We start from the raw sequence: 23,508 nt of genomic DNA, 5'->3' as shown, positions 1-23,508 counted from the left end.
GGGTGCATGATTCTGTGCCCAAGCGTGCCCTTGAGCACGGCTCTGTGGTGCTGCTGAGCGCGCGTTGGTCGGCCTCTCCGTCAACGCTTTCCATAAAGAAGAAGCAGTGCTTCTCAAGGAGTCACCATGGCGAAGGCCCTCTTCGGCCACGTAGGTGCAGCGCCCGATCGGCGTCTGCTCGACGAGGTCACCCGTCTGCGTTCCAGGGTGCAGTCCCTGGAGTTCGAGGTCACCCGCCTGCGGGCGGAAAATGATCGTCTGGCGGCGGCCGCCGCTGAGGCAGACGATTTCGCGCGGCTGACCGAGCCCGCGCTGACCTGAGTTCCATCCGGCCGCCCCGCTTCACCGGCGGCCACTGACATCCCCTCGAACCAAAGACGCACCCCGAAATCGCGCGCCTCCACTCCGTGGCGGCGCGCATCTTTTTGTCCGGTTTCGGGGCCACCCGGAGCGGCGATTACGGCCGCCGGCGCATGCCGGGGGTAGTCTGCGCCGAAGCAGAAGACGACCGACCCCCGGAGATCCGTGCACCTCAAGAGCCTGACGGTCAAGGGCTTCAAGTCCTTCGCCTCCGCTACGACGCTGCGGCTGGAGCCGGGCATCACCTGTGTGGTGGGCCCCAACGGCTCTGGCAAGTCCAACGTCGTCGACGCCATCGCCTGGGTTCTCGGCGAGCAGGGCGCCAAGGCGCTGCGCGGCGGCAAGATGGAGGACGTCATCTTCGCCGGCACGTCCGGGCGGGCGCCGCTGGGCCGGGCCGAGGTGACGCTCACGATCGACAACAACGACGGCGCCCTGCCGATCGAGTACACCGAGGTGTCGATCACCCGCCGCATGTTCCGGGACGGCGCCAGTGAGTACGAGATCAACGGGAACGCCTGCCGGCTGCTCGACATCCAGGAGCTGCTGAGCGACTCCGGCATCGGCCGGGAGATGCACGTCATCGTGGGTCAGGGACGGCTCGACGCGATGCTGCACGCCAAGCCGGAGGACCGCCGCGCCTTCATCGAGGAGGCGGCGGGCGTACTGAAGCATCGCAAGCGGAAAGAAAAGGCGATCCGCAAGCTGGACGCGATGCAGGTCAACCTCAACCGGCTGACCGACCTCACGGCGGAGCTGCGGCGCCAGCTCAAGCCGCTCGGCAAGCAGGCCGAGGTGGCCCGGCGCGCGGCCGGCATCCAGGCCGATCTGCGCGACGCCCGGCTTCGGCTGCTCGCCGACGACCTGCACACACTGCGGACGACCCTGGACAAGGAGATCGCCGACGAGTCGGCCATGCGGGACCGCCGCGGCCAGGTCGAGGACGAGAACCGTGAGGTCCAGCGGCACCTGGCCGACCTCGAGCTGGCCCACGCCGAGGACGCTCCGCTGCTCCAGGCCGCGCAGGACACCTGGTACAAGCTGTCCGCCCTGCAGGAGCGCTTCCGGTCGACCGAGCAGCTCGCCACCGAGCGGCTGCGGCACCTGGCGGCCACCCCCGACGAGGAGCGGCCCGGTCGCGACCCCGACCAGCTGGTGGCCGAGTCGGAACGGGTGCGCGAGCAGGAGGACGAGCTCCGCGAGGCGCTCACCGACGACCAGATGCGCCTGGCCGAGGCGATCGAGCACCGCCAGGAGCTGGAGCGTCAGCTCGCCGCGGCCGAGGGCGCCCTGCGTACGGCGGCGAAAGCGATCGCCGACCGCCGCGAGGGCCTGGCCAAGCTGACCGGCAACGTCAACGCGGCCCGGGCTCGCACCGAGGGCGCCACCGACGAGATCGAGCGCCTGGCCGCCGCCCACACCGACGCGATGATGCGCGCCGAGGCGGCGCAGGCCGAGGTGGACGCCGTCGCGGCCGAGTCGTCCGAGGCCGACCGGGGCAACGCCGAGCTCGACGAGCGGCACGCCGAGGCTGTCGAGGCGCACGACCGGGCGGCCGCGGTCGTCAAGGAACTGTCGGACGCCGAGCGCGCTGCCGAGAAGGACGCTGCCAGCTGGAAGGCCCGCGAGGAGGCGCTCGCGCTCGGCCTCAAGCGCAAGGACGGCGCCGGGGCGCTGCTGGCCCGGGCGGGCGAGGTGCCCGGACTGCTGGGCAGCCTGGCCTCGATGCTCACCGTTCAGCCCGGGCACGAGGCGGCCCTGGCCGCGGCGCTGGGTTCGCTGGCCGACGCGGTCGCGCTGTCCGGCGTGGACGAGGCCGTCGAGGCGATGCGCACGCTGAAGATCGCCGACGCCGGGCGGGCCGCGCTGGTCGTGGCATCGCCGGCCGGCCCGGGCATGCAGGGGTCGCTGGACGCGCTGCGCCCCGCCCTGCCCGAGGGGGCCGTGTGGGCGCCCGATGTGATCGGCTGCCCCGACGACGTGCGCCCCGCGCTCAACCGGGCGCTGCGGGACGTAGTACTCGTGCCGGATCACGCGGCGGCCGTGGCGCTGGTCGGGACGAACGCGGAGCTGCGCGCGGTCACCCCGGACGGGGACGTGCTGGGCGCGTACGCCGCCGCGGGTGGCTCTGGCAAGGCCACCAGCTACATCGAGGTGCAGGCCGCGGTCGACGAGGCCAAGACGCGCCGCACCACCGCCGAGCAGTCGATCGGCGAGCTCAAGGAGCAGCTGGCCCAGGCCCGGGCCGAGGTGGCGCGGCACAAGGAAGCCGTGAACGTCGCGGCCGGCGCCAAGCGGGCCGCCGAGGGCGAGCGCAACGCGGCCGCCCGCCGCCTGGCCGAGCTGGGCGCGGCCGCCCGGTCGGCGAAGGCCGAGACCGAACGTCTGGGCGCCGCGCGGCAGAAGGCGGAATCCGCCCGGGAGGCCGACCTGATGCGGGTGGCCGAGCTCGAGGAGCGGCTGCGCCTGGCCGAGGCCACCCCGATCGACGAGGAACCGTCCACCGAGGAGCGGGACACGCTGGCCGCGCTCGTGCCGCAGGCCCGGCAGAACGAGATGGAGGTCCGGCTCGCCGTCCGCACGGCCGAGGAACGGGTCGCCTCGATCGCCGGGCGGGCCGACTCGCTGCTGCGCCAGGCCAACGCCGAACGGCAGGCCCGGGAAAGGGCCGCCGCCCGTCGTGAGGCGCGGGCCCGGGGCGCCGAGATCGCCCGGGCGGTCGCGCTGGGCGCCGCCGCCGCGCTGGCCCGCGTACGGGTGTCGCTGGTGGCGGCGGTCGAGGTCCGCGACGAGCTGGCCCAGGCCCGTACGCTGCGCGAAGCCGAGCTGCAAGAGGTCCGTGCGGGTGCGAAGCGCCTGGTCAGCGAGCTGGAGCGGCTCACCAACGAGGTGCACCGGGACGAGGTGGCCCGGGCCGAGCAGCGGATGCGCATCGAGCAGCTCGAGGCCAAGGCGGCCGAGGACTTCTCGCTCGACGTCGACACGCTGATCACCGAGTACGGCCCCGAGCAGCCGGTGCCGCCCACGCAGGCCGAGGTGGCGCTGGCCGAGAAGGACGGCAAGCCGGTGCCCGAGCCGGTGGCCTTCCACCGGCCGACCCAGGAGAAGCGGGCCAACAAGGCGGAACGCGACCTGGCCCTGCTGGGCAAGGTCAACCCGCTCGCGCTGGAGGAGTTCGCCGCGCTCGAGGAGCGTTTCAAATTCCTCTCCGACCAGCTGGAAGACCTCAAGGCCACCCGCAAGGACCTGTTGACCGTGGTCAAGGACGTGGACGACCGGATCCTCGAGGTGTTCGCCTCGGCGTTCGAGGACACGGCGCGCGAGTTCGAGCTCGTCTTCCAGGTGCTGTTCCCGGGCGGCGAGGGCCGGCTGGTGCTGACCGACCCGGAGGACATGCTGACCACCGGGGTCGAGGTCGAGGCGCGGCCGCCGGGCAAGAAGATCAAGCGGCTGTCGCTGCTCTCGGGTGGTGAGCGCTCGCTGACCGCGGTGGCCATGCTGTGCGCCATCTTCCGGGCCCGCCCCTCGCCGTTCTACATCATGGACGAGGTCGAGGCCGCCCTCGACGACGTCAACCTGGGCCGGTTGATTACGCTCTTCGCGCAGCTGCGCGAGAAGAGCCAGCTTTTGATCATCACGCACCAGAAGCGCACCATGGAGGTCGCCGACGCCCTCTACGGCGTCACCATGCGCGCCGGCGTCACCCAGGTGATCAGCCAGCGATTGAAGCACGATCCGGAGGATTGACCAGCATGACGCGCGACCGCGCCCAGGCCCTGCTCATCGACCTGGACGGCGTGCTGCGCCGCTGGGACCCGGCCCCGATGATCGCCGTCGAGGTCGAGAACGACCTGAAGCCGGCCGCCCTGCTGGAGACGGCGATGTCGTGGGACATCTACCGCCCGGCGATGGCCGGCGAGATCACCGACGCCGAGTGGATGGAACTGGTCGCGTCCCGCCTCCCGCTCGACGTCGAGGCCGCGCGGGCCGCGGTCACCCAGTGGCAGACCTACCGCGGCGAGACCGACCCCGAGGTGCTGGCGTTCGTCCGGGAGGTCCGCGCCGCCGGGCGCAAGGTGGGCCTGGCCACGAACGCGACCGACCGCCTGCGCGGTGACCTCGAGACCCTGGGCCTGGCCGGCGAGGTCGACGTGGTGATCAGCTCGTGGGAGATCAAGGCCCACAAGCCGGCCCCCGAGTTCTTCGAGAAGGCCTGCGACCTGATCGGCTTCCCCCCGAACCGGGTGCTGTTCATCGACGACGACGACCGCGTCGTCCGCGGAGCCCGCGCCGCCGGCCTGTCGGCCTACCGCTGGTCCGGCCCCCAGCACCTCGACTACCTGCGCAAGGCGCTCGATATTTAGCAGGGTGCGTCATCGGGAGCCGTCCTGTGGGTAGAGGACCACGGCCACCTCGAAGAGGTTGCCGTCCTTGTCGGTGCCCTCGACGCGGGCGGTGGCCCGGCGGCCGTCGAGGACCAGGGTGCTGATGGCGTTGCCGAAATACGGGCCGGCCAGGCGTTTCCAGCTCCAGGCGGGGCGGCGGACGCCGGCCGAGCGGGCGACTGCCTGTACGCCGCGGGCGGCCGCGCGGGACCAGCTGAAGCGCATCAGGGGCCGCATGAACGCGGGCACCTGGTTGTGGACCGGCGAGCAGGTCAGCTGCATGACGGGGGTGGCCATGTCGGTGCCGAAGTCGGCCTCGGCCACGTACGAGTGGTGGACGTCGCCGGAAAGGACGCTGATCGAGGCGGGGGCCGCGTAGGCGCCGCCCGCGCCGACCCGGTGGCCGGGGGAGCCGGTGCCGCCCTCGCCCAGGCGGCGGAACAGCTCGCCCAGGGCGTTGAACGAGCGGCCGAACGCGGCCCAGTGTTCCAGGTCGACGGCCCGGCGCAGCTTCTCGGCGGCCTGGGCCACCCAGGGGCGGTGGGAGGCGGCCGTGCTCTCGTTCCAGGCCTCGAGGTAGTGGATGGCGGGCGGCATCAGCCACGGCAGGGAGCTGCCGACGACCAGGTGGTCGTACTCGCCGTGGGCCTGATCGACGAACCAGTTCCACTCGGCGGCGGGCAGCATCTCGCGCCGGTCGGGGGTGAGCACGCGGCTGCACCGGTTGTCGAGCATCACCAGGCGGGTGCGGCCGATGTCGAACGCGTAGCTCCACTGGTAGGTCACCTCGGCCGTGTCGACCGTGCGGCCGAACTCGTGCAGCAGGTCGGTGGCGTCGTCGACCGTGGTGACCTTCTGGAACAGCGGGTCGGTGGCCAGTTCGTCCGGGCCCATGTTGCCCAGGTGCTGATAGACCCAGTACGAAGCCAGGCCGCCGGTGATGCGTTCCTCCCACCAGCTCTGGGTGTTCATGTCCTGGCGCCACGACTCGGAGGTGTTCCAGTCGTCGATCATCTCGTGGTCGTCGAAGATCATGGCGGTCGGCACGGTGGCGAACAGCCAGCGCACCTCGGGGTCGCGCCACGACTCCAGGTAGAGCTTCGTGTACTCCTCGAACGTCACCACCTGGTCGTCCGGGCCGTCGTGGCCGTCGGCGCGGCGGCGGCGCAGGAAGCGGCGCACCTTGGCCGAGGTGTTGTCGGCGTAGACCTGGTCGCCCAGCAGCACGATCACGTCGGGGCGCAGCTCGGGGTTCTGCGGGTCGGTCATCAGCCGCCGGGAGTAGGCGTCGAGGGCGTCCGGCGGCAGCCTGCGGGTGGTCGCGCTCGGGGTCGCCTCACGGCAGGAGCCGAAAATCATGCGTACGGGCGTCCCGGCGTCCGCGGCCGGGCGGGTGTGTATCGCCGGCGGCGGATAGGGCGATTCGGTGCTCGGCCAGGCCAGCCGGTCGTCGAGCAGCACCTTGTAGGTGCTCGAGGCGCCCAGCCGCAGGCCTTCGACCACGACGAGGGCGTAATGATGCCCGTACGCCGTGAAGGTGGGCGCCGAGCCCGCGCCCCCGCCCTCGGCCTCGACATGGACGTAGGCCGGCTCGGAGGTCTCGACCCAGATCGTGGCGCGATCGCCGTCGACCCGTCGCAGGAGCGGGCCGATGAGCAGCTGTGCGGTCACCGGGAGAGGGCAGGGGTCGGGCGCATGGGAGAGCCTCCACGCTTTCTCGTCTGAGGGGCGCTCCATCCTCCGTCACGGTGGTGCAAGTCGCCAGTCCACGGCCGACGCCACGTCCGGAGCAGGCATCTGTCAGGATTTCGGCTATGGAATACGTCGTCGCCGCAGTCATCCTGCTCGTCGTCCTGCTGGCCGGCGCGATCGGCCTGGTGGTGCCGCGCATGCGCCGCCGTGAGCTGCCGCCGTCGTCGACCGGTGGCGACACGGCGACCCTGGAGCGGCCGTCCGCGGCGGAGCCCGGGGTCGAGACGCCGCCCCTGGTCGTGCCGGCCGAGGCCGACGAGGGCCTGCCGCCCCTGATCGTCGAGGAGAAGCCGGCTGCCGGCGAGCCGGCTGCTCCGGTCCTCGAGAAGCCCGAGCCCACGGCCGGCCGGCTGGTGCGCCTGCGGGCCCGGCTGTCGCGCTCGCAGAACGTCTTCGGCAAGGGCCTGCTCAGCGTGCTCTCCCGCGACCACCTCGACGAGGACGCCTGGGAGGAGATCGAGGACAGCCTGATCAGCGCCGACGTCGGCGTCGAGGCGACACAGGCGATCGTCGCCCGGCTGCGGGAGCGGGTCCGCGTGCTCGGCTCCCGCACCGTGGCCGAGGTGCGCGAGCAGCTCGCCGAGGAGCTGGTCGCCGCGCTCGAGCCCGACTTCGACCGCACGCTGAAGACCACCCCGCACGACGGCCGGCCCGCGGTGATGCTGGTGGTCGGCGTGAACGGCGCCGGCAAGACCACCACCTGCGGGAAGATCGGCCGGGTGCTGATCGCGGACGGCCGCACGGTGCTCTTCGGCGCGGCCGACACCTTCCGCGCCGCCGCCGCCGACCAGATCCAGACCTGGGGCGAGCGGGTCGGCGCCGAGACCGTCCGGGGCCCCGAGGGCGGCGACCCGGCCAGCGTCGCGTTCGACGCGGTCAAGCGGGGCATCGACACCGGCATCGACACCGTGATCATCGACACGGCCGGCCGCCTGCAGAACAAGGTGGGCCTGATGGACGAGCTGGGCAAGGTCAAGCGGGTGGTCGAGAAGCACGGGCCGGTCGACGAGACGCTGCTCATCCTGGACGCCACCACCGGTCAGAACGGCCTCGAGCAGGCCCGGGTGTTCACTGAGGTGGTGGACGTGACCGGTGTGGTGCTGACCAAGCTCGACGGCACCGCCAAGGGGGGAATCGTCATCGCTGTGCAGCGCAAGCTGGGCATTCCCGTCAAGCTGGTGGGGCTGGGCGAGGGCCCGGACGACCTGGCGCCGTTCGAGCCGGCCGCCTTCGTCGAGGCGCTGCTTGGCAGCGCCGCGTAGTCTCGTTCGAACAGGGGTCTCAGCGGGGGGAGGGGTGCTGGTGACGCAGGAGCGGGAGATCCCGCTGCACGGCGGCAACGTCAGCACCGTCTCCAAGGTCGGCGACACCGTGCGGCGCAACGCCGGGCCGTGGACGCCGGCTGTGCACAGTCTGCTCAACCACCTCGAGCGGGTGGGCTTCACCGGCTCGCCGCACGCCCTGGGCATGGACGAGAAGGGCCGCGAGGTCCTCTCCTACCTCGACGGCGAGTGCGGCGAGTATCCGCTGGCCCCGCACTGGGTGACCGAGGAGGCCCTGGTCACGGTGGCCACCATGCTGCGAATGTTCCACGACGCCCAGTACGGTTTCGTGCCCCCGCCGGGCGCGGTGTGGCGCTCGTTCGGCCCGCCGCCGCCCGACACCGAGGTGATCTGCCACCACGACGCCGCGCCGCACAACGTGGTCTGGCGGCCCGACGGCACGCTGGCGCTGATCGACTTCGATCTGGCCTCGCCGGGCGCGCGCATCTACGACGTGGCCTACGCCGCGTGGACCTGGGTGCCGCTGTTCAGCGACCGTGACTCGTACACCCTGGGCTGGAAGCGGCCGAACCGGCCGCGCCGCCTGCGGCTGTTCGCCGACGCCTACGGCCTGATCCCGCGCGACCGGCACCGCCTGGTGCGCACGATCCGCAAGCGCATCGTCGACCACGTCGAGGGCATCCGGCGCATGGCGGCGGCCGGCGACCCGGCCTTCGTCCGCATCGTGCACAAGGGCCATCTGCGCCGTCCGATGCGTGATCTGCGGCTGCTCGATTACGAGCGGCACACCCTCGAATACGCGCTTCGGTGATCGGCTGTTGACAATCGGCTGCGAGACCGTTGCGCCGATTATGCCTGTTCATCCCGTTTCCTGAGCGTGCCTGTGAGGTTTTCTTCACACGTACGAAACAGTCCGTCACGCGCTGGAAATCGCGCGTAGACCGTGCGTGAAACCTCGGACCGGAAGTCTCTCGTCACGAAACCGGCCGACCGGCGACGCCGCCCTTGGCTGTTTGATGAGACACCTTCATTCCGAGAGGAGGCAGCGTGGAGATCGACACCGGCAATACCGCCTGGTTGCTCCTGTCGTCTGCGCTCGTTTTGCTCATGACCCCGGGTCTGGCGCTGTTCTACGGTGGCCTCAACCGGTCCAAGGGCGTACTCAACATGATGCTGATGAGCTTCTCCGCCATCGGCCTCATCTCCATCCTCTGGGCCCTCTACGGGTTCTCGCTCGCGTTCAGCGCGAACGGCTCCGAGGGCCTCAACAACATCATCGGCAACTGGGGTTACGCCGGAACCAGCACCAGCTGGGTCGGCGACATGTGGGGCGAGACCGGCATCCCCACGTACGTCTTCATGGCCTTCCAGATGATGTTCGCCATCATCACGGTGGCTCTGATCAGCGGCGCTGTCTCCGACCGCTTCAAGTTCGGCGGCTGGATCCTCTTCGCGTTCGGTTGGTTCACGCTCGTCTACGTGCCCGTGGCCCACTGGGTCTGGGGCGGCGGCTGGATCGGCGCGCAGCTCAAGGCGCTCGACTTCGCCGGTGGCACGGCCGTGCACATCAACGCCGGCGCCGCGGCTCTCGCCCTGGCGCTGATTCTCGGTAAGCGCATCGGCTGGCCGCGCGAGAACATGCGGCCGCACAACGTGCCGTTCGTCGCCCTCGGCGCCGGCCTGCTGTGGTTCGGCTGGTTCGGCTTCAACGCCGGCTCCGAGCTGACCGTCGACAGCACCACCGCCGTCGCGTTCGTCAACACCCAGCTCGCCACGGCGGCCGCGGTCGTCGGCTGGCTCGTGGTCGAGTGGATCCGGGACCGCAAGCCCACGCTGGTCGGCGGCTCCTCCGGTGCGATCGCCGGTCTGGTCGCGATCACCCCGGCCTGTGGCTTCATCGCCCCGATGCCGGCCGTGCTGCTCGGCCTCATCGCCGGTGTGCTCTGCGCCCTGGCCGTGGGCCTGAAGTACCGCTTCGGCTACGACGACTCGCTCGACGTGGTCGGCGTGCACTTCGTCGGCGGTTGGATCGGCTCGCTGTTCATCGGCCTCTTCGCCACCACCTCGGTCAACGGTGCGATCACCGATGTCCTGGGCGCCTCGGAGGGTCTGTTCTACGGCGGCGGCGCGACCCAGCTCGGCCGCCAGTTCGTCGGCAGCCTGGCCGTCACGGTCTACTCGTTCGCCATCGCCGCGGTGCTCGCCCTTATCCTCAAGGCCGTCAAGCTCGGCCGGGTCAGCGAGGACGCCGAGGTCGGCGGCATCGACATCGCGGATCACGGTGAGTCCGGCTACGACCTCACCCCGGCCGGCGGTTCCGGCGGTGGCGGCGCCTTCGCCATGGCGGGCCTCAAGCCCGGCCAGTCGGTGGACGCCGACGGCAAGGCCGACACCAGCCAGAAGGTCCCCGGTTAAATCACCCTATGACTGCCCCGATGGAAGGACTGAGCATGAAGCTGGTGACCGCGGTCATCAAGCCGTACCAGCTCGACGCGGTGAAGGAGGCTCTGCACGCCCTCGGCGTCAGCGGCCTGACCGTGAGCGAGGTACAGGGCTACGGGCGGCAGAAGGGCCACACCGAGGTGTACCGGGGAGCCGAGTACACGGTGGAGTTCCTGCCGAAGATCAAGGTCGAGGTGGTCACCGACGAGATCGACGTCGACAAGATTGTCGACGCCGTCGTCACGGCCGCCAAGACAGGCAAGATCGGAGACGGCAAGGTCTGGGTCACGTCGGTCGACGACGTCATCCGGGTCCGTACCGGCGAGCGCGGCCTCGACGCGCTCTGATCTGAACGGATGACACGCATGTCCAGCGAACCGCCGGCTCCACCCCAGGTGCCGGTCGGCGGTTCGCTGGACAAGCTCCGCGAGCACATCGGCGCCGCCGCCCGGCAGGAACGGGCAGCGGCGCTCGACGTGTGGTTGCGGGAGATGTTTCCCCGCCACGTCCCCGGCGTCAGCCTGGTGGCGGTGGGTGGCCTGGGGCGGCGCGAGTGCGCGCCGTACAGCGATCTCGACCTCGTGCTGCTGCACAACGGCGCGGCCGGCATCGACCGGATAGCCGCCGCCCTCTGGTACCCGATCTGGGACGCCCGGCTCGGCCTCGACCACTCCGTGCGCACGCTGCCGGAGGCGCTGTCGGTCGCGCACGACGACGTCAAGGTCTCCCTCGGCCTGCTCGACGCTCGCCACGTGGCCGGCGACGCGGCCCTGACCGGCGAGCTCGTGGCGGCGGCGGCCGACCAGTGGCGGCGCACCGCGGTGCGGCTGCTGCCCCAGCTCAGAGAACTGACCTCGGCCCGCTGGGCGGCCAACGGCGAGCTGGCCTTCCTGCTCGAGGGCGACCTCAAGGAGGCGGCCGGCGGGCTGCGCGACGTGACCCTGCTGCGCGTCATCGGCCGGGCCGGGGTGGCCGACACGATGCGCCCGGCGGTGCGCGCGGCCAACCTGCGACAGCTCGACACCCGCGACGCGCTCCACCTGGCCGTCGGGCGCCGGATCGACCGGCTCGTGGCGCAGGAACGCGCGGCGGTGGCCGAACTGCTCGACCTCGACGACGGCGACGCGCTGCTGCGCCGGGTCGCGGGGGACGCCCGTACGGTGGCACACGCTCTCGACGACGCCTGGCGGGCCGCCGACCGGCTGCGCAACGGCCGCCGCCGGGGCGTGCCGGCCGGTACGCCGTCCCGCCGCCCGGTCGCCCGCGATGTCGTCGAACAGGACGGCGAACTTGTGCTCGCCCGCACGGCCATCGGTCCCGTTCCCGACCCCAGCCTGTCGCTGCGGGTGGCCGCCGCAGCCGCCGTCGTGCAGCTCCCGATCGCCCGCGCCACCAGCGAGTGGCTGGCCTCGTTCAGCCCGCCGCTGCCCAACCCGTGGCCGTCGGCCGCCCGGGCCGCCCTGGTCTCGCTGCTCGGTTCCGGCGCCGGCCTGCTGCCGACGTGGGAGACCTGCGACCGGTACGGGCTGATCGACGCCTGGCTGCCGGAGTGGGCCCGGATGCGCAGCCTGCCTCAGCACCACCCCATCCACCGGTTCACGCTCGACCGCCACCTCGTGCAGGCGGCGTACGAGGCCACCGCCTACGCCCGCGAGGTCGAGCGGCCCGACCTGCTGCTGATCGGCGCCTTCCTGCACGACGTGGGCAAGGGTCTGCCCGGCGACCACAGCGTGGTCGGCGCCCCGATCGCCGCCGCCATCGCCACCCGGATCGGCCTGCCCCCGGCCGACGTGGCCACCATCGAGAAAATGGTGCGGCTGCACCTGCTGCTGCCCGACGTGGCCACCCGGCGCGACCTGAGCGACCCGATGACCATCTCGAGCGTGGCCGGGGCGGTCGGCGACAGCACCACCCTCGACCTGCTGCACGCCCTGGCCCGCGCCGACTCGCAGGCCACCGGCCCGGCCGCCTGGTCGGACTGGAAGGGCCGGCTCATGAGCGAGCTGGTCAGCCGCGTGCACACCGCGCTCGACACGGGTGAGCTGCCCGAACCGCCGGCCCCCGACCCCGAGCTGCTCGAGGGTGGCCTGCCCGCCGTGCACCTGGACGGCGACCGGCTGGCCGTGGCCGCGGCCGACCGCCGGGGCCTGCTCGGCGCGGTCGCCGCCTGCCTGGCCATGCACCGCCTCGACGTGGTGGGCGCGAACGCGAGCACGGTGGACGGACGGGCCATCGTCGAGTTCTTCACCCAGCCGCGCTACGGCACCCCCTACGACCCGGTGGCGCTCGCCGCCGATCTTCGCCGGGTGGCCGCCGGGGACGTCTCGGTAACGCAGCGCGTACGGGCCCGGGCGATGAGCGCGCGCGGCGGCACCGCCTCGCCGCGGGTCATGTGGCAGCGCGACGTGGCGACCGACGCGGCCGTCCTCGAACTGCGGGCGGCCGACTCGCCGGGCCTGCTCTACCGGGTGGCGACCGCGCTCGACGAGGCCGGCGCCGAGGTGCGCGCGGCCCGCATCTCGACCCTGGGCGGCGACGTCGTGGACGCGTTCTACCTGGTCGGGTCGTGGGCCCAGGCCGCCGAACGGGATCGGGTGGCGGCCGCCGTGCTGGCCGCGGTCTGAAGATCGACGTCACCGCCGGGCCGCGCGCCCGTTGACCGGGGCATGCCCGCCCCTTCCTCCGGCCTGCTGGATGATCATGTCGCGGCGGCCGGGCCCCGGTTCCGCCTCGCGCTGACCGCCACCGCCACCCGCACCCGCTCGTCCGACGCCCGCGCGCTGCTGGCCCGGGCCGCTCTCGGCGAGCACGGCACCCTCGACGGCCTGATCGAGGCGGCCCGCTCCGGGGACCGGCGGTGGCTGCGAAGCCGGCGCCGCCGGATCGACCCCGGCCTGGTCGCCGCGCTGGCACACACCCTCGCGCTGCAGGAGGAGCCGGACGACGCGCTCGCGCTCTTCGAACTCACCCGGCGGGCCTGCGGGGCCCGGGCGCTGTCACCGGCCAACCAGGCCCTGCACGCACAGCTTGCGCTGGCCGTCGAGGGCCCGGCCCGGGCCCGGAAGCTGATGCGCCGCTACCTGCGGATCGGCGAGGCCGTCCGCGCCGGGCTGCGCGCCGATCTGCTCAATCCCTTCACCGGTCCGCGGCCGGCCGGCCCCTGGCGGACCGCCGTGCGGGCGCTGGTGCCCGGCCTGGACGTGACCGAGGGCGACGGAGCCCCGTTCGACCGGCTGACCGCCGAGGCGCCCGAGCGGGTGGACGACTCGCACCGGGTCTCGGTGATCGTGACCGCCTACCGCCCGGACCGGGGGCTGCTCACCGCCGTGCGCTCGATCCTCGCGCAGAGCTGGGCCAACACCGAGGTGATCATCGTGGACGACGCCTCGCCGCCGGAGTTCGAGCCGGTGCTGCGCGAGGCGGTGGCGCTCGGCGACCGGATCCAGCTGATCCGGCTGCCGGTCAACGTCGGTACCTACGCCGCCCGCAACGCGGGTCTGGACGCGGCGGGCGGCGAGTTCGCGACGTTCCAGGACTCCGACGACTGGTCCCATCCGCGCCGCATCGAGTGCCAGGTGCGGCCGCTGATCGACGACCGGCGGCTGGTGGCCACCACATCCGACGGCCTGGCCGTCACCGACCAGTTGCTGTGCACCCGGCCCGGAGTGCGCAGCAGCCGGTTCAACCCGTCGTCGCTGCTGCTGCGGCGCAGCACCGTGCTGCGGACGGTCGGCTACTTCGACCGGCTGCGCAAGGCGGCCGACTCCGAGTACATCGGACGGATCCAGGCCGCGTTCGGAACCGGGCGGGTCCGGCACCTCGACTCGCCGCCGCTCGCGCTGATCCGGCTGTCGGCCGGTTCGCTGTCGCGGGCCGAGATCCGGGCGCACTGGATGCACCCGGCCCGGACCGCGTACATGTCGGCCTACCAGCGGCACCACCAGGTGATCGCGGCCCGGCAGGCCGGCGCCTACCGGCCCGCGGACGGGGCCGACCGGCCCTTTCCGGCGCCCGGCCACCTGCTCGGCGCCGTCCCGGAGCTGGCCTACGACGTGGTGATGGTGGCGGACTGGCGGTTCCTGGAGAGCACGCAGCGCACGGCGGTGGACGAGTTGCGGGCGCTGAGCTCGGCCGGGCTGCGGGTCGCGGTGCTGCAACTCGACTCGTACCGGGCCCTGGAGGCGCGCCGGGTGCCGTTCGCCGGGGTGGTGCAGGATCTGGTCAACAGCGGTGCGGTGGACCGGGTCGGGCTGGACGACCCGGTCGAGGCGGCGCTGCTGGTGGTGCGGCAGGCGGCGGTCGTGCAGTTCACCGGGGGTCTCTCGAGCCGCGTGCGGGCCACCCGCGCCGTCGTCGTGGCCGACCGCGCGCCCGTCCGGTCCGACGGCAGCGACCGACGCTACGAGCCGGTGGCGTGTGCGGCGGCGGTGCGGCGGCTGTTCCGGGCGGGGCCGATGTGGGTTCCCGGCGACGCCGGGGTGCGGGCCTCCCTGCGTACGGTGGAGAACCTGGACCCGGACGATCTGCCGGTCACCCTCACGACCGCCGGCTGGGTCGCCGACCGCAAGGCCGGCGCAGCCGTCGTCGGCACCGACCTGTGCGACGCGGCGAACTGGCCCTCGGACGTGACCGACAGCCTCGCCGTGTGCCGGCGGCTGCCCGAGGCCGACGTCCGGGTGCGGCTGCCCGATCGCCCGGCCGGCTCGTCCCCCGTCGCGATCGGACCGGCCTGGCTCGCCTACCAGGCCGCCGACCTGGGGCCGCGGCCGTTCCTGCACCAGCTCGACTTCTACCTGCACTTCCCGCCGCGGGAGTCGGCCGAATGGTATTCGCGCCCGGCGCTCGAGGCGGCGGCGATGGGGTGCGTCGTGGTGATGCCGCCGCGCTACCGGCCGTTCTACGGCGACGCTGCCGTCTACTGCACCCGGAGCGAGGCGTCCGCGCTGATCGCGCGTTACCGGGCCGACCCGGCGCTGTTCGCCGGGCAGAGCCGCCGGGCGCGGCAGGCGGTCGCGGCGGCGCACGACCCGGCCCGGTTCGTCACGCGGATCATGGGGATGCTGCCGGCGTTGCTGACGATCCCGTAACGGGCCGGGTCGGCCCGGCGTTGAGATCGGTGTGCGCATGACCAGGCTTCTGAGGATCGCCCGCACCGTCGTCCAGCGGCTGCGCGGCGCGTCCCGCCGTCAGCTGGCCGGCCTGGCGATCGGGTTGCTGGTGGCCGTGGGGGTCGCCGTCTCGTCGGTGATCGGGCAGGCCGCCTTGGCCACCTGCCTGCTCGCGTCGCTGCTGGCCGCCGTGCTGGCGGGCGTGATCCACCTGTCGCGGCGTCTGGTCCGGTTCAGCCGCTCGACCCAGGACGCCGTGCGCGAGCTGCGCGGCACGGTCGATCAGTTGCAGCGGCGGGTGATCGCGGCGGTCGAGAAGGAACGGCTGGCCGCCGGCGACCGCCACCTGGAGCTGATGGAGGCGCTGGCGCGGACCGAGCGCCTCACCGCGCGCGGCGCCGAGGTGCTGCTGCACGAGCAGAGCCGCGAGATCGAGGCGATGTTCCAGCTCTTCCGCGCGGTCAGCCCGCGGGCGCCGATGCCGGCCGGTGGCGTGCTGCACCCGACCGACCTGCTGGGGCTGGTGCACATCGCGCGCGAGCGCCGTCCGGGGCTGACGGTGGCGCTGGGGTGCGGGCCGTCGACGGTCTGGCTGGGGTACGCGGTGGGCGCCGGCGGCGGGCGGCTGGTCGCCGTGGAGCACGACGAGAGCCGGGCCGCCCGGGTGCGTACGCGGGTGGCCGAGCACGGGCTGGCCGCGGTCGAGGTGCGGCACGTGCCGCTGGCCGAGCTGTCGGTCGACGGCCGGACGGCCGACTGGTACGACGTGGACGCCCTGGACGGTCTGACCGACATCGACCTGCTGGTGGTGGACGGGTCGCTGACCCCGGCCGCGCCCGACCCGCTGGCCCCGGCCCTGCACGTGCTGGGCCGCCGCCTGGCCCCGGCCGCAGCCGTGGTGGTCGACGACGAGCCGGCCCGGGTCGCGCCCCGCCAGGGCGGCGGTTTCGGCCTGACCGTCCGGCGCCGCCTGCCGGGCCGCTGGACTGCATTGACCCATCCGCAGGCCGCCTCCGCCTCGTCCACGGTGTAGAAACACCGCTGCCCCGTCGCGGGGGACGACGGGGCAGCGGTTCGCGGGGTGGGGGAGATGGAGCGTCCCGCTTACGGAGCGGCGGGGGCCGCTCCGAGTCTGTCTGTGTGTCTTGTGCCCTTACGAATCGGTCGCGCCGGGGGCGGGTTGACGATTCGGGCGGTGCCAGTTGGTCACCGAATGGTTTGCCTTCAGTTCGGTTCCTGGGCGGCGGTCGGGTGGGCGAGATGGGCGACCCGTTCGGCGTACAGGGCGTGGGTGTGATGCCGGCGGACGTACGCGGCGCCGCGGTCCGACTGGTCACGCAGGGCCCGGCGGTTGGCGTGCAGCAGGCGTACGGTGTCGGGCACCTCCTCGGGTGTGCAGTAGACCGCGGCGTCGCCGAAGGTGGCCGCGTAGCGGTAGGGCAGCACGGCTACGCAGCCGGCGGCCAGGGCGGTGAGCAGGTCGGGCACCGGGTCGGCGGGTTCGTCGTCGGGCGGCAGGTGCAGGTAGAAGTCGATCTGTCCGAGGAACGAGCGCAGGCTGACGTCGCCCGGGCCGTAGACCAGCCAGCTGCGCGGCGGGCCGAAGCGCCCGAACGAGCGGTCCGCGCTGCCGGCCGCGTCGAGCAGCCGGACGTCCAGGCGAGCGGTCTCGGGCACCTCGTCGCGCAGCCGGCGCCACTCGGCCGGGCCGCCCCGGCAGTGCCGGCCCACCACCGGCCGGTCGGCCCGCGGTCCGCGCCGGTCGAGCCGCCACTGGGCGGCGTCGAGCGTGCTGGGCAGGTCGAGCCGGGCCACGGTGACGCTCGTGTCGGCGGACAGCAGCCGGCGGCCGTCCGGGCCGGCCGGGGTCCAGACCGGCCACTGGCCGAACAGGCGCTTGGCCGCGGTGGCGGCGGCGGGCACGGCGACCGCGTCCTCGATGAGCACGCGCTGCGCCCGGATGCCGCTGGGCCGGTCGGGGGCGTACTGCAGCACCTGGGCCGAGCGGGCCACCACCAGCCGGGCCCGGGCGTCGTCGGCCAGCCCGACCTCGGTCAGCTCCCCGTTGTTGATCAGATCCTGGACGACCGGGTCGAGGTCGCGGGGGCCCTCGCGCAGGTTGGCCGGCGAGTCCAGGTGCAGCAGGGCCGCGCGCTGACGGCGGGCGGCCAGGGCTCGCAACTGGCCGATCCCGGCCCGGCCGGCGCCGCCGGCGGTGGTCCAGTCGCCGGCCAGCACCACGTCGTAGGCCCGGGCTCCGGTCTCGCCGCGGAGCCGGCGCGGAACGGCGAACGCCCGTGGGCGGGTGGCCGGCTCACGACCCTCACGGACGTGCGTGTGCCAGCGGCGGAACGCTGAGATGTAGGACCGCAGGGCGACGGTCTCGTCCGGGCCGAACCGGGTCAGGGCCAGCGGCAGGCCGTTGACCGGCATCGTGGCGGCCGGGCCGAGCACCGCGTGGGCGCGCTCGGCGTACTCGAGGTCGGCGCCCGCCCGTACGGGATCGAAGTGACCCACCCGGCTCAGCGCGACCGCCCGCCGGACCATCAGGGACCAGGGGTTCGGCTCGCCCAGGGTGCTCAGACCGGGCCGGGTCACCACGAGGACGGGCGTGACGGCCAGGGCGGCCGACGTCGTCGAGAAGAGCCGTTCGTCGGCCAGCAGCGGCGCCACCTGGCGTTCCAGCCGTAGCGGATGGGACCAGCCGGCCGCGTCCTGGAAGGTCACGAAGTCCCCGGTCGCCGCGTCCAGGCCGGCGTTGCGGGCGACGAACGGGCCGCCGGGAGCGACCATGCGGATCACCCGCACCCGGGGGTCGAGACCGGCCGCCGCCCGCAGGGCCGGCCCGAACTCGGTGGAGGAGCCGTCGTCGACGACCAGGATCTCGTGGTTGGTCCAGGTCTGGCGGGTCAGCGACCGCACCGAGGTGAGCAGTTCCGGTCCGGGCTGCCAGGTGGTGACGATCGAGGTGATCCGGCGCTCGTGGCCGCGGCGCTGCGCCGGCCCGGTGGTGATCCGGTCGAACGGCATGCCCGGCCCGTCGGTCACCCGCACCTTCGGCGCCGGCAGCAGGGTGGCCAGGCTCGCGTGGCCGAGGTCCACGGCCAGGGCGGCCCGGACCGGCTCGGGCACGTCCCGGTACTCGGCCAGCAGCGCCTCGGCCGTGTCCGGGTCACCGGCGGCGTATGCCAGCTGGCAATGCAGTCCCTGATGGACCTCGGCGACCTGCCCGCGCTCGTGCAGCCCGCCGAGCAGGGCCAGCGCCTCACCCCGATCCTCCGGCCGCAGGTTCTGCAGCGCGATCACGCGGGCCAGTTCGCCCACGGTCCACGGGTCGTCGCCCGCCCGGGCGAGCGGCTCACGGGCCGCGGTCGACCGGGCCGTCAGAGCCGCGACGGCGAGCGGGTGAGGTCCGGTGTCGCGCATGGTCCCCCTCGGTGAGAGCAATTCCGGGGTGATCAACGACTCGGGCGAATTGTCCGTATCGCCTTGTTGGGAAGTGTCGTTGTCCCTCCCGTGTACGACGTCGCCATCCTGTCCGACCTGCGGCACACCGGCGGCAGCGCAGCCGGCCTGGTCGCCGAGGTCGAGGCGCAGGCGGCGGCCGGGCTGACCACGGTGCTGATCCACGTGCCGGAGCCGGGCCGGGCGCACGTCCGCCCCTTCGACCGCCGGATCGTCGCGTGCCTGCGCGACGGCCGGGCCGACCTGGCTCACGACGACGACACCGGACTCGCGGCGAGAGTGCTGCTGATCCGCCGCCCCGAGGCCGTGGCCGACGCGCCGCCGGTGCGGGCCGCGCACACCATCGTCGTGCTCGACGAGCCGCCGGCCGGCTTCGCCGAGGTCCGCGAGCGCATCGAGCGGCAATTCGGCCCGGACGTGGTGTGGACGCCGGCCAACGCCAACGTGCGCGAACGGCTGCCCGGGGCGCTGCTGCACGGAACCGACTGGCACGAGATCGGCTCCCACATCGCGCGGCTGGCCTCGCTGGGCGTGCTCACGCGCGGCCTTCTTCCGGCGCCGCGCATCGCTGTGGCCCGGCCGGCCCGGCATGTGCTGCTGATCGGCGACGACATCGCCCGCTTCCGGGCCATCGCCCGCCACCTGCCCGGTGATCTCGAAGCCGTGGTGGTCGCCGGTTCGGACGGGCTGCCGGCCGCCCACGCTGCCGGGCTGCTCACCGAATACCTGCCCGCCGCGGCCGAGCTCGGGGTGGCTGACGACCGCTGGACCGGCTTCGTGCGCGACCGCCTGCGGCACCTGATACGCCTTTACGGTCCGCGCGCCGTCCTCGTCGGCGGGGTGCCGCACGACGGCATCGCCGCCGCCGTCGCCGAACACTCCGGCCCGCGCTGGCTGTGGCTGCGGCCGGCGATGTGGCGGCGGGGCGCCGGCGGCCAGTGGGCGGCCCGTGGCTCGCTGTTCGACGGCATCCTCGAACCGGGCGAGTTCGCCGCGGCCGGGGACGAGGGCTGGACCACCGCGGCCCGGGCCGGCGTGACCACGGTCGACCCGATCACCGAACTGCCCGCCCCGCGCCCCCGCCGCCCGTCGCGCCCGACCCTGCTGTGCCGCGGCGTCGAGGCCACGCTGCCCGGGTTCACCGTGGTCGAGGCCGGGCCGGGCGACCTGGGCGAGGTGGCGCTCGCCGTCTCGCGGGCCGGCTACACGAGCTTCCACGAGCTGCTGGGCGCCCGGGTGCCGACGGTCTTCGTCCCCGATCCGGACGGCGCCGACGACGAGCTGACCCGGGCCCGCTTCGCGGCGGCGGCCGGGGTGGCGATCTGCGCCACCGACGACGAAGCGGCCGCTGCGGCGCTCGAACGGCTGGCCGACCCGGTGGCCCGGGAGGCGCTCAGCCGTCGCTGCGCCGAGGTGGCGTTCGGCAACGGCGCCGCCGACGCCGCGGCCTGGCTGGCCGGGCACTGTCAGCGTCGATCCGAAGTGGAGGCCGGAAGTGCTCGATGAACCGGACGCGGCTGACCTGGCGGTCGCCCGTTGGGAGGTGGCCACCCTGACCGGGCGGTTGCGCTGCGTCGAGGACGAGCGCGACGCGGCCGTACGCGACCGGGACCGCAACCGCGAGATCGTGCTGGCCCTGCGGCGCAGCCGCTCCTACCGGCTCGGCCGGGCCCTGGTCGACCTGGCCCGCGATCCGGTGCGGACCGCCCCGGCGATGGCCCGCCATCTGCGGCGGTCGCCGGCCCCGTCGGCGCGAGCCCAGGCAGCCCCGCCGCCGGCCCGGATCTACGTGGCGGTGGGGCTGTCGCGGGCCGGTGCCCACGGGCTGATCCGGGCGCTGCGCCAGCGCGTGCTCGTCGAGGCCGACCATCTGCCGGTGGTGGTGACCGACCAGCCGTCGCTGCGCCACCTGCAGGTGCCGGGCGTCGTGCTCGAGTATCTGCCCGACCCGGCCACCTGGGCGCGGCACGAGCCCGACTCGGACTGGGAAGCGCTGCTGGCCGACCGGGTGGCCCAGTTGTGCCGCGACCATCGGGCCGCCCACGCCGTCGTGATCGACCCCCGCGACCCGCCCACCCTCGCCCGCCTGCTCGTCACCGATCGAAGGGTGGGGTCGTTGGCCCCGGCATGAGCGCCTCGACGATCGATGCCCCCGCCGCCCCGCGTGCCGGGATGCGCTTCGTCGTCGAGGGGCCGCCGGTCGGAGCGCTCTGGCGGCGGGCGCTGACCCGGGCCGTGCTGGTGCCGCTGCCGGTGCTCGCGCCGCTGGTCGCGCTGGCGCCGAGCCGCGACCATCGCTTCAACCTCTACTGGCACGGCGGCCTCTTCCGCGACGACCCGCTGCGAATCGTGCCGCACACGGTCGACTCGCTGCCCGGCTACCTGCGCCTCGGCAACTTCCGCCTCTTCGGCCGGATGCTGGAGAAGGCCCTCGACACGGCCGCGTACGCGCTCAGCGAGGTGCTCGGCCTGCCGGTGAACGTCGGCCTACGGCTCGTCTCGTTCGTGTCGGCGCTGGTGTTGTGCGTGGTCGCCGTGCTGCTGGCCGAAAGCGTCGTGGCCCGGGGCCGGCTGTTCCGCCGGGCTCCGTCCACTGTGGCCGCCGTTGTGCCGTTCGCGGTGGCGGCCGGATTCGTGGCCGCCGGAGGATCCAGTCCGATCGTGCTCTTCGGCGGTCTGTATCTGGCGTCGGCCGCCCTGGTGCTCGGGGTGACCGCGGCGTTGTGTCGTGTCGATCCCGAGAAACCGCTGCGGCGGTGGGTGATGCCGCTCTTGTTGGCCGGTGGAGCGGCGCTGGCCGCGTTCAACGAGATCGCGTATCTGACTCTGCCGCTCGCAACCGTGGCCGTGACGGCGCGGGGATGGCTGGTGCTCGGGTGGCGCCCCGGACGGTTGTTCACCGGGGCGCCGGCGCAGGCTGTCGGCTTGCTGTGGGTCGGATTCCTGCCGGTCTTCCTAGCCGTGCGAGTGGTGATTCAGCGGTATTGCGCGGCCGGGAACTGCTACCGGGGCTCGGACGTCCAGTTCGGGCCGGCGACGGTGGAGGCCTTACCGGTCCGTGCCATCGCCTGGCTGCCGCCGCTGATGTGGCGTGCGGCTGCTCCTCGTGGATCGTGGCTGGGTGGCCTCGTGCTGATCGCCGCTGTGTTGATCATCGGGTGGCTGGCGTGGCTGGCCGTTCGGGACCTGCCACGGTTGTCGCAAGTGGGGCGGCGGGCGGCGTCGGCGCTGGCGGTGACGGCAGGGACGTTGGTGCTGCTGGGGGCCGGGATGGGGTCGCTCAACGCCGATGTGCAGCAGCTCGTGGCCTCGGGGCGGTGGGGTTACGGCTGGCGCGACTCCGCGGTGACTACGACGGCAGGGGCTCTGCTGCTGGTGGCTCTGATCCACCTCGTCCGGACTCGTTTGGCAACAGGCGTTCTCGTCGCGGCGATCGTGCTTTTCGCGATCGCCGCCTCCGTGTCGGCGGCGGTCAACAAGCGCCAGCGCGACATCACCATGACCAATCCGGCGGCCCGGCTCGCTGACCGGATCGCCGTCGAGATGGCCGACTTCGATCCGGGCGGAGGCGGCGGCGCCCGGCGCTGCGAACTGCGCGCCGAATTCGTGAAGCTGCACGCCGGCTCGCCCTTCTCGGTGCGCCGCTTCGACGAATCACTCGAGATAGCGTCCCGCCAACGCGCCGGCGTGGCCTTCTGCCCGGGCGTAACCGGCTGACGCCGCCCGCGTTTCTCCTGATCGGGGAGCAGAAGCTGAAGGAGATCCAATGCGCCGGTTGCGGAGCCTGACCCGCCGTCAGGTCGTGTCGGCGTCCGGGGCCTGTGTGCTCTGTGTGGCGGTGGCGGCCGCCGCGCTCACCGGAAACGTCGGCTTGGCGCTGACGCTGCTCGCCGTCTTCTTCACGATTCTCTTCGCCGGGTTGTTGCTGCTGGCCCGGCGGCTCTCCGGGTTGCAGCGCCTGCAGCGGCGGCAGCAGACCGACGCGCGCACGGTGCTCGACCACACCCAGCGCCGCCTGCTCTCCGCGCTGGAGGAGTTGCTGCTGCATTCGGGGGACCGGCACGAAGAGCTGGCCGACCGGATGGGCGCGCAGACCCGCCAGGTCGAGGCCACGGTCCAGCTCTTCCAGCAGATCACGCCGCGGGCGCCGATGCCGCCCTCGGGCGGGGCCGCCGAGCTGCTCGACGTGCTGCACCTGATCCGTACCCGGCGCCCGCGCCTGGTGCTGGAGCTCGGGACCGGCGCGGCCACGGTCTGGATGGCTTACGCGGTCGAGGAATCCGGCGGCCGGCTCGTCTCTCTCGATCCGGACGCGTCCCGGGTGGAGCGGACGCGGGCCGCGCTCGCCACTCATCAGCTGAGTGAGGTGACCGAGGTGCGAGTGGGCACGGTGTCGTCGGAGGCCCTGGCCGGCGTGCACGACATCGGTCTGCTCGTCGTCGGCGGGCCGGTCGGCAAGCCGGACAGGAACCTGCTCGTGGGCCGGTTGGCCGCGGTGGCGAGGGTCTTTCTGCGCGGCGCGCCCGAGGCCGCCGGCCCGTGGCTGGAAACGACCGAGGGCCTCACCGGTGAGGGTGAGGCCCTGCTGTCGTATCGCCGCGTGGTGCGAGAACTCAGTAACCGAAGTTCTGGGTGAAGTACGGCAGGCCGTTGGACGCGTAGGCGACGCCGACGCCGACCGCGATCGCCCGGCAGTTGAGGATGTTGGCGCGG

General features: G+C 73.3%; 16 protein-coding genes. 14 read left to right on the top strand and 2 right to left on the bottom strand.

The window, feature by feature from the left end:
• Window positions 1-126: 126 nt before the first annotated feature.
• The 3 genes from LXN57_RS03690 to LXN57_RS03680 all read left to right on the top strand — a co-directional run bounded on the left by LXN57_RS03690 (window position 127) and on the right by LXN57_RS03680 (window position 4,724).
• The gene (locus LXN57_RS03690; RefSeq protein WP_097318386.1) at window positions 127-321 is read left to right on the top strand and encodes a hypothetical protein; all 195 of its coding nucleotides are present in this window, start codon (window positions 127-129) and stop codon (window positions 319-321) included.
• Between the two features lie 204 nt (window positions 322-525).
• Window positions 526-4,107, top strand: a complete 3,582-nt coding sequence (gene smc / locus LXN57_RS03685) for a chromosome segregation protein SMC (protein WP_251796567.1) — start codon at window positions 526-528, stop codon at window positions 4,105-4,107.
• 5 nt (window positions 4,108-4,112) lie between these two features.
• Complete coding sequence (locus tag LXN57_RS03680; protein ID WP_251796566.1) at window positions 4,113-4,724, top strand: HAD family hydrolase; 612 nt, start codon at window positions 4,113-4,115, stop codon at window positions 4,722-4,724.
• Between the two features lie 9 nt (window positions 4,725-4,733).
• Here LXN57_RS03680 and LXN57_RS03675 read toward each other — a convergent pair whose 3' ends face one another.
• A complete protein-coding gene (locus tag LXN57_RS03675; protein ID WP_251796565.1) occupies window positions 4,734-6,416 on the bottom strand; it encodes an alkaline phosphatase D family protein in 1,683 nt (560 codons plus the stop codon).
• 143 nt (window positions 6,417-6,559) lie between these two features.
• Between LXN57_RS03675 and ftsY the strand changes: the two genes are divergently transcribed.
• From ftsY to LXN57_RS03640, 7 genes are all read left to right on the top strand, one after another.
• Window positions 6,560-7,759, top strand: a complete 1,200-nt coding sequence (gene ftsY, locus LXN57_RS03670; RefSeq protein WP_251796564.1) for a signal recognition particle-docking protein FtsY — start codon at window positions 6,560-6,562, stop codon at window positions 7,757-7,759.
• A gap of 40 nt (window positions 7,760-7,799) precedes the next feature.
• The gene (locus tag LXN57_RS03665) at window positions 7,800-8,591 is read left to right on the top strand and encodes a phosphotransferase (RefSeq protein WP_221375988.1); all 792 of its coding nucleotides are present in this window, start codon (window positions 7,800-7,802) and stop codon (window positions 8,589-8,591) included.
• A gap of 236 nt (window positions 8,592-8,827) precedes the next feature.
• Entirely contained in the window at window positions 8,828-10,195 is a 1,368-nt protein-coding gene (locus tag LXN57_RS03660; protein ID WP_285904588.1) for an ammonium transporter, read from the top strand.
• 35 nt (window positions 10,196-10,230) lie between these two features.
• Window positions 10,231-10,569: a P-II family nitrogen regulator gene (locus tag LXN57_RS03655; RefSeq protein WP_221376040.1), complete on the top strand. Its 339-nt coding sequence runs from the start codon at window positions 10,231-10,233 to the stop codon at window positions 10,567-10,569.
• Window positions 10,570-10,578: 9 nt separating this feature from the next.
• Window positions 10,579-12,846 carry a [protein-PII] uridylyltransferase gene (locus LXN57_RS03650; protein WP_251796563.1) on the top strand — a complete coding sequence of 756 codons (2,268 nt, stop codon included), beginning with the start codon at window positions 10,579-10,581 and terminating at the stop codon, window positions 12,844-12,846.
• Between the two features lie 42 nt (window positions 12,847-12,888).
• Window positions 12,889-15,309 carry a glycosyltransferase family A protein gene (locus tag LXN57_RS03645; RefSeq protein WP_251796562.1) on the top strand — a complete coding sequence of 807 codons (2,421 nt, stop codon included), beginning with the start codon at window positions 12,889-12,891 and terminating at the stop codon, window positions 15,307-15,309.
• A 37-nt stretch (window positions 15,310-15,346) separates the two neighbouring features.
• Window positions 15,347-16,363, top strand: coding sequence for a class I SAM-dependent methyltransferase (locus LXN57_RS03640; protein WP_251796561.1), 1,017 nt, complete (start codon window positions 15,347-15,349; stop codon window positions 16,361-16,363).
• A gap of 191 nt (window positions 16,364-16,554) precedes the next feature.
• Here the strand turns inward: LXN57_RS03640 and LXN57_RS03635 are convergent, their stop codons facing one another.
• Complete coding sequence (locus LXN57_RS03635) at window positions 16,555-18,756, bottom strand: glycosyltransferase family 2 protein (protein WP_251796560.1); 2,202 nt, start codon at window positions 18,754-18,756, stop codon at window positions 16,555-16,557.
• A gap of 90 nt (window positions 18,757-18,846) precedes the next feature.
• Here LXN57_RS03635 and LXN57_RS03630 point away from each other — a divergent pair, with 90 nt between their 5' ends.
• Genes LXN57_RS03630 through LXN57_RS03615 form a run of 4 tightly spaced genes read left to right on the top strand, consistent with a single transcriptional unit; the run spans window position 18,847 to window position 23,431 of the window.
• Entirely contained in the window at window positions 18,847-20,301 is a 1,455-nt protein-coding gene (locus LXN57_RS03630; RefSeq protein WP_251796559.1) for a glycosyltransferase, read from the top strand.
• Window positions 20,291-20,926 (top strand): hypothetical protein, encoded by a 636-nt coding sequence (locus tag LXN57_RS03625; RefSeq protein WP_251796558.1) that lies wholly within the window; start codon window positions 20,291-20,293, stop codon window positions 20,924-20,926. Before LXN57_RS03630 ends, LXN57_RS03625 begins: the two co-directional genes overlap by 11 nt.
• Window positions 20,923-22,512: a hypothetical protein gene (locus LXN57_RS03620; RefSeq protein ID WP_251796557.1), complete on the top strand. Its 1,590-nt coding sequence runs from the start codon at window positions 20,923-20,925 to the stop codon at window positions 22,510-22,512. The genes LXN57_RS03625 and LXN57_RS03620 overlap by 4 nt, the downstream gene beginning before the upstream one ends.
• A gap of 49 nt (window positions 22,513-22,561) precedes the next feature.
• A complete protein-coding gene (locus LXN57_RS03615) occupies window positions 22,562-23,431 on the top strand; it encodes a class I SAM-dependent methyltransferase (protein WP_251796556.1) in 870 nt (289 codons plus the stop codon).
• Window positions 23,432-23,508 lie beyond the last annotated feature (77 nt).

Origin of the sequence: Paractinoplanes hotanensis, assembly GCF_023717965.1 — a bacterium.
GTDB classification, from domain to species: domain Bacteria; phylum Actinomycetota; class Actinomycetes; order Mycobacteriales; family Micromonosporaceae; genus Actinoplanes; species Actinoplanes polyasparticus.
The sequence above is the reverse complement of the archived record's forward strand: the minus strand, read 5'-3'. Positions and strand labels throughout refer to the sequence as shown.

What these genes read in the sequence shown, in the direction of transcription:
- LXN57_RS03690 (WP_097318386.1), top strand. Translation starts at nt 127, where the DNA reads ATGGCGAAGGCCCTCTTCGGCCACGTAGGTGCAGCGCCCGATCGGCGT.
- LXN57_RS03680 (WP_251796566.1), top strand. Translation starts at nt 4,113, where the DNA reads ATGACGCGCGACCGCGCCCAGGCCCTGCTCATCGACCTGGACGGCGTG.
- ftsY (WP_251796564.1), top strand. Translation starts at nt 6,560, where the DNA reads ATGGAATACGTCGTCGCCGCAGTCATCCTGCTCGTCGTCCTGCTGGCC.
- LXN57_RS03655 (WP_221376040.1), top strand. Translation starts at nt 10,231, where the DNA reads ATGAAGCTGGTGACCGCGGTCATCAAGCCGTACCAGCTCGACGCGGTG.
- LXN57_RS03650 (WP_251796563.1), top strand. Translation starts at nt 10,579, where the DNA reads ATGACACGCATGTCCAGCGAACCGCCGGCTCCACCCCAGGTGCCGGTC.
- LXN57_RS03645 (WP_251796562.1), top strand. Translation starts at nt 12,889, where the DNA reads ATGCCCGCCCCTTCCTCCGGCCTGCTGGATGATCATGTCGCGGCGGCC.
- LXN57_RS03640 (WP_251796561.1), top strand. Translation starts at nt 15,347, where the DNA reads ATGACCAGGCTTCTGAGGATCGCCCGCACCGTCGTCCAGCGGCTGCGC.
- LXN57_RS03635 (WP_251796560.1), bottom strand. Translation starts at nt 18,756, where the DNA reads ATGCGCGACACCGGACCTCACCCGCTCGCCGTCGCGGCTCTGACGGCC.
- LXN57_RS03620 (WP_251796557.1), top strand. Translation starts at nt 20,923, where the DNA reads ATGAGCGCCTCGACGATCGATGCCCCCGCCGCCCCGCGTGCCGGGATG.
- LXN57_RS03615 (WP_251796556.1), top strand. Translation starts at nt 22,562, where the DNA reads ATGCGCCGGTTGCGGAGCCTGACCCGCCGTCAGGTCGTGTCGGCGTCC.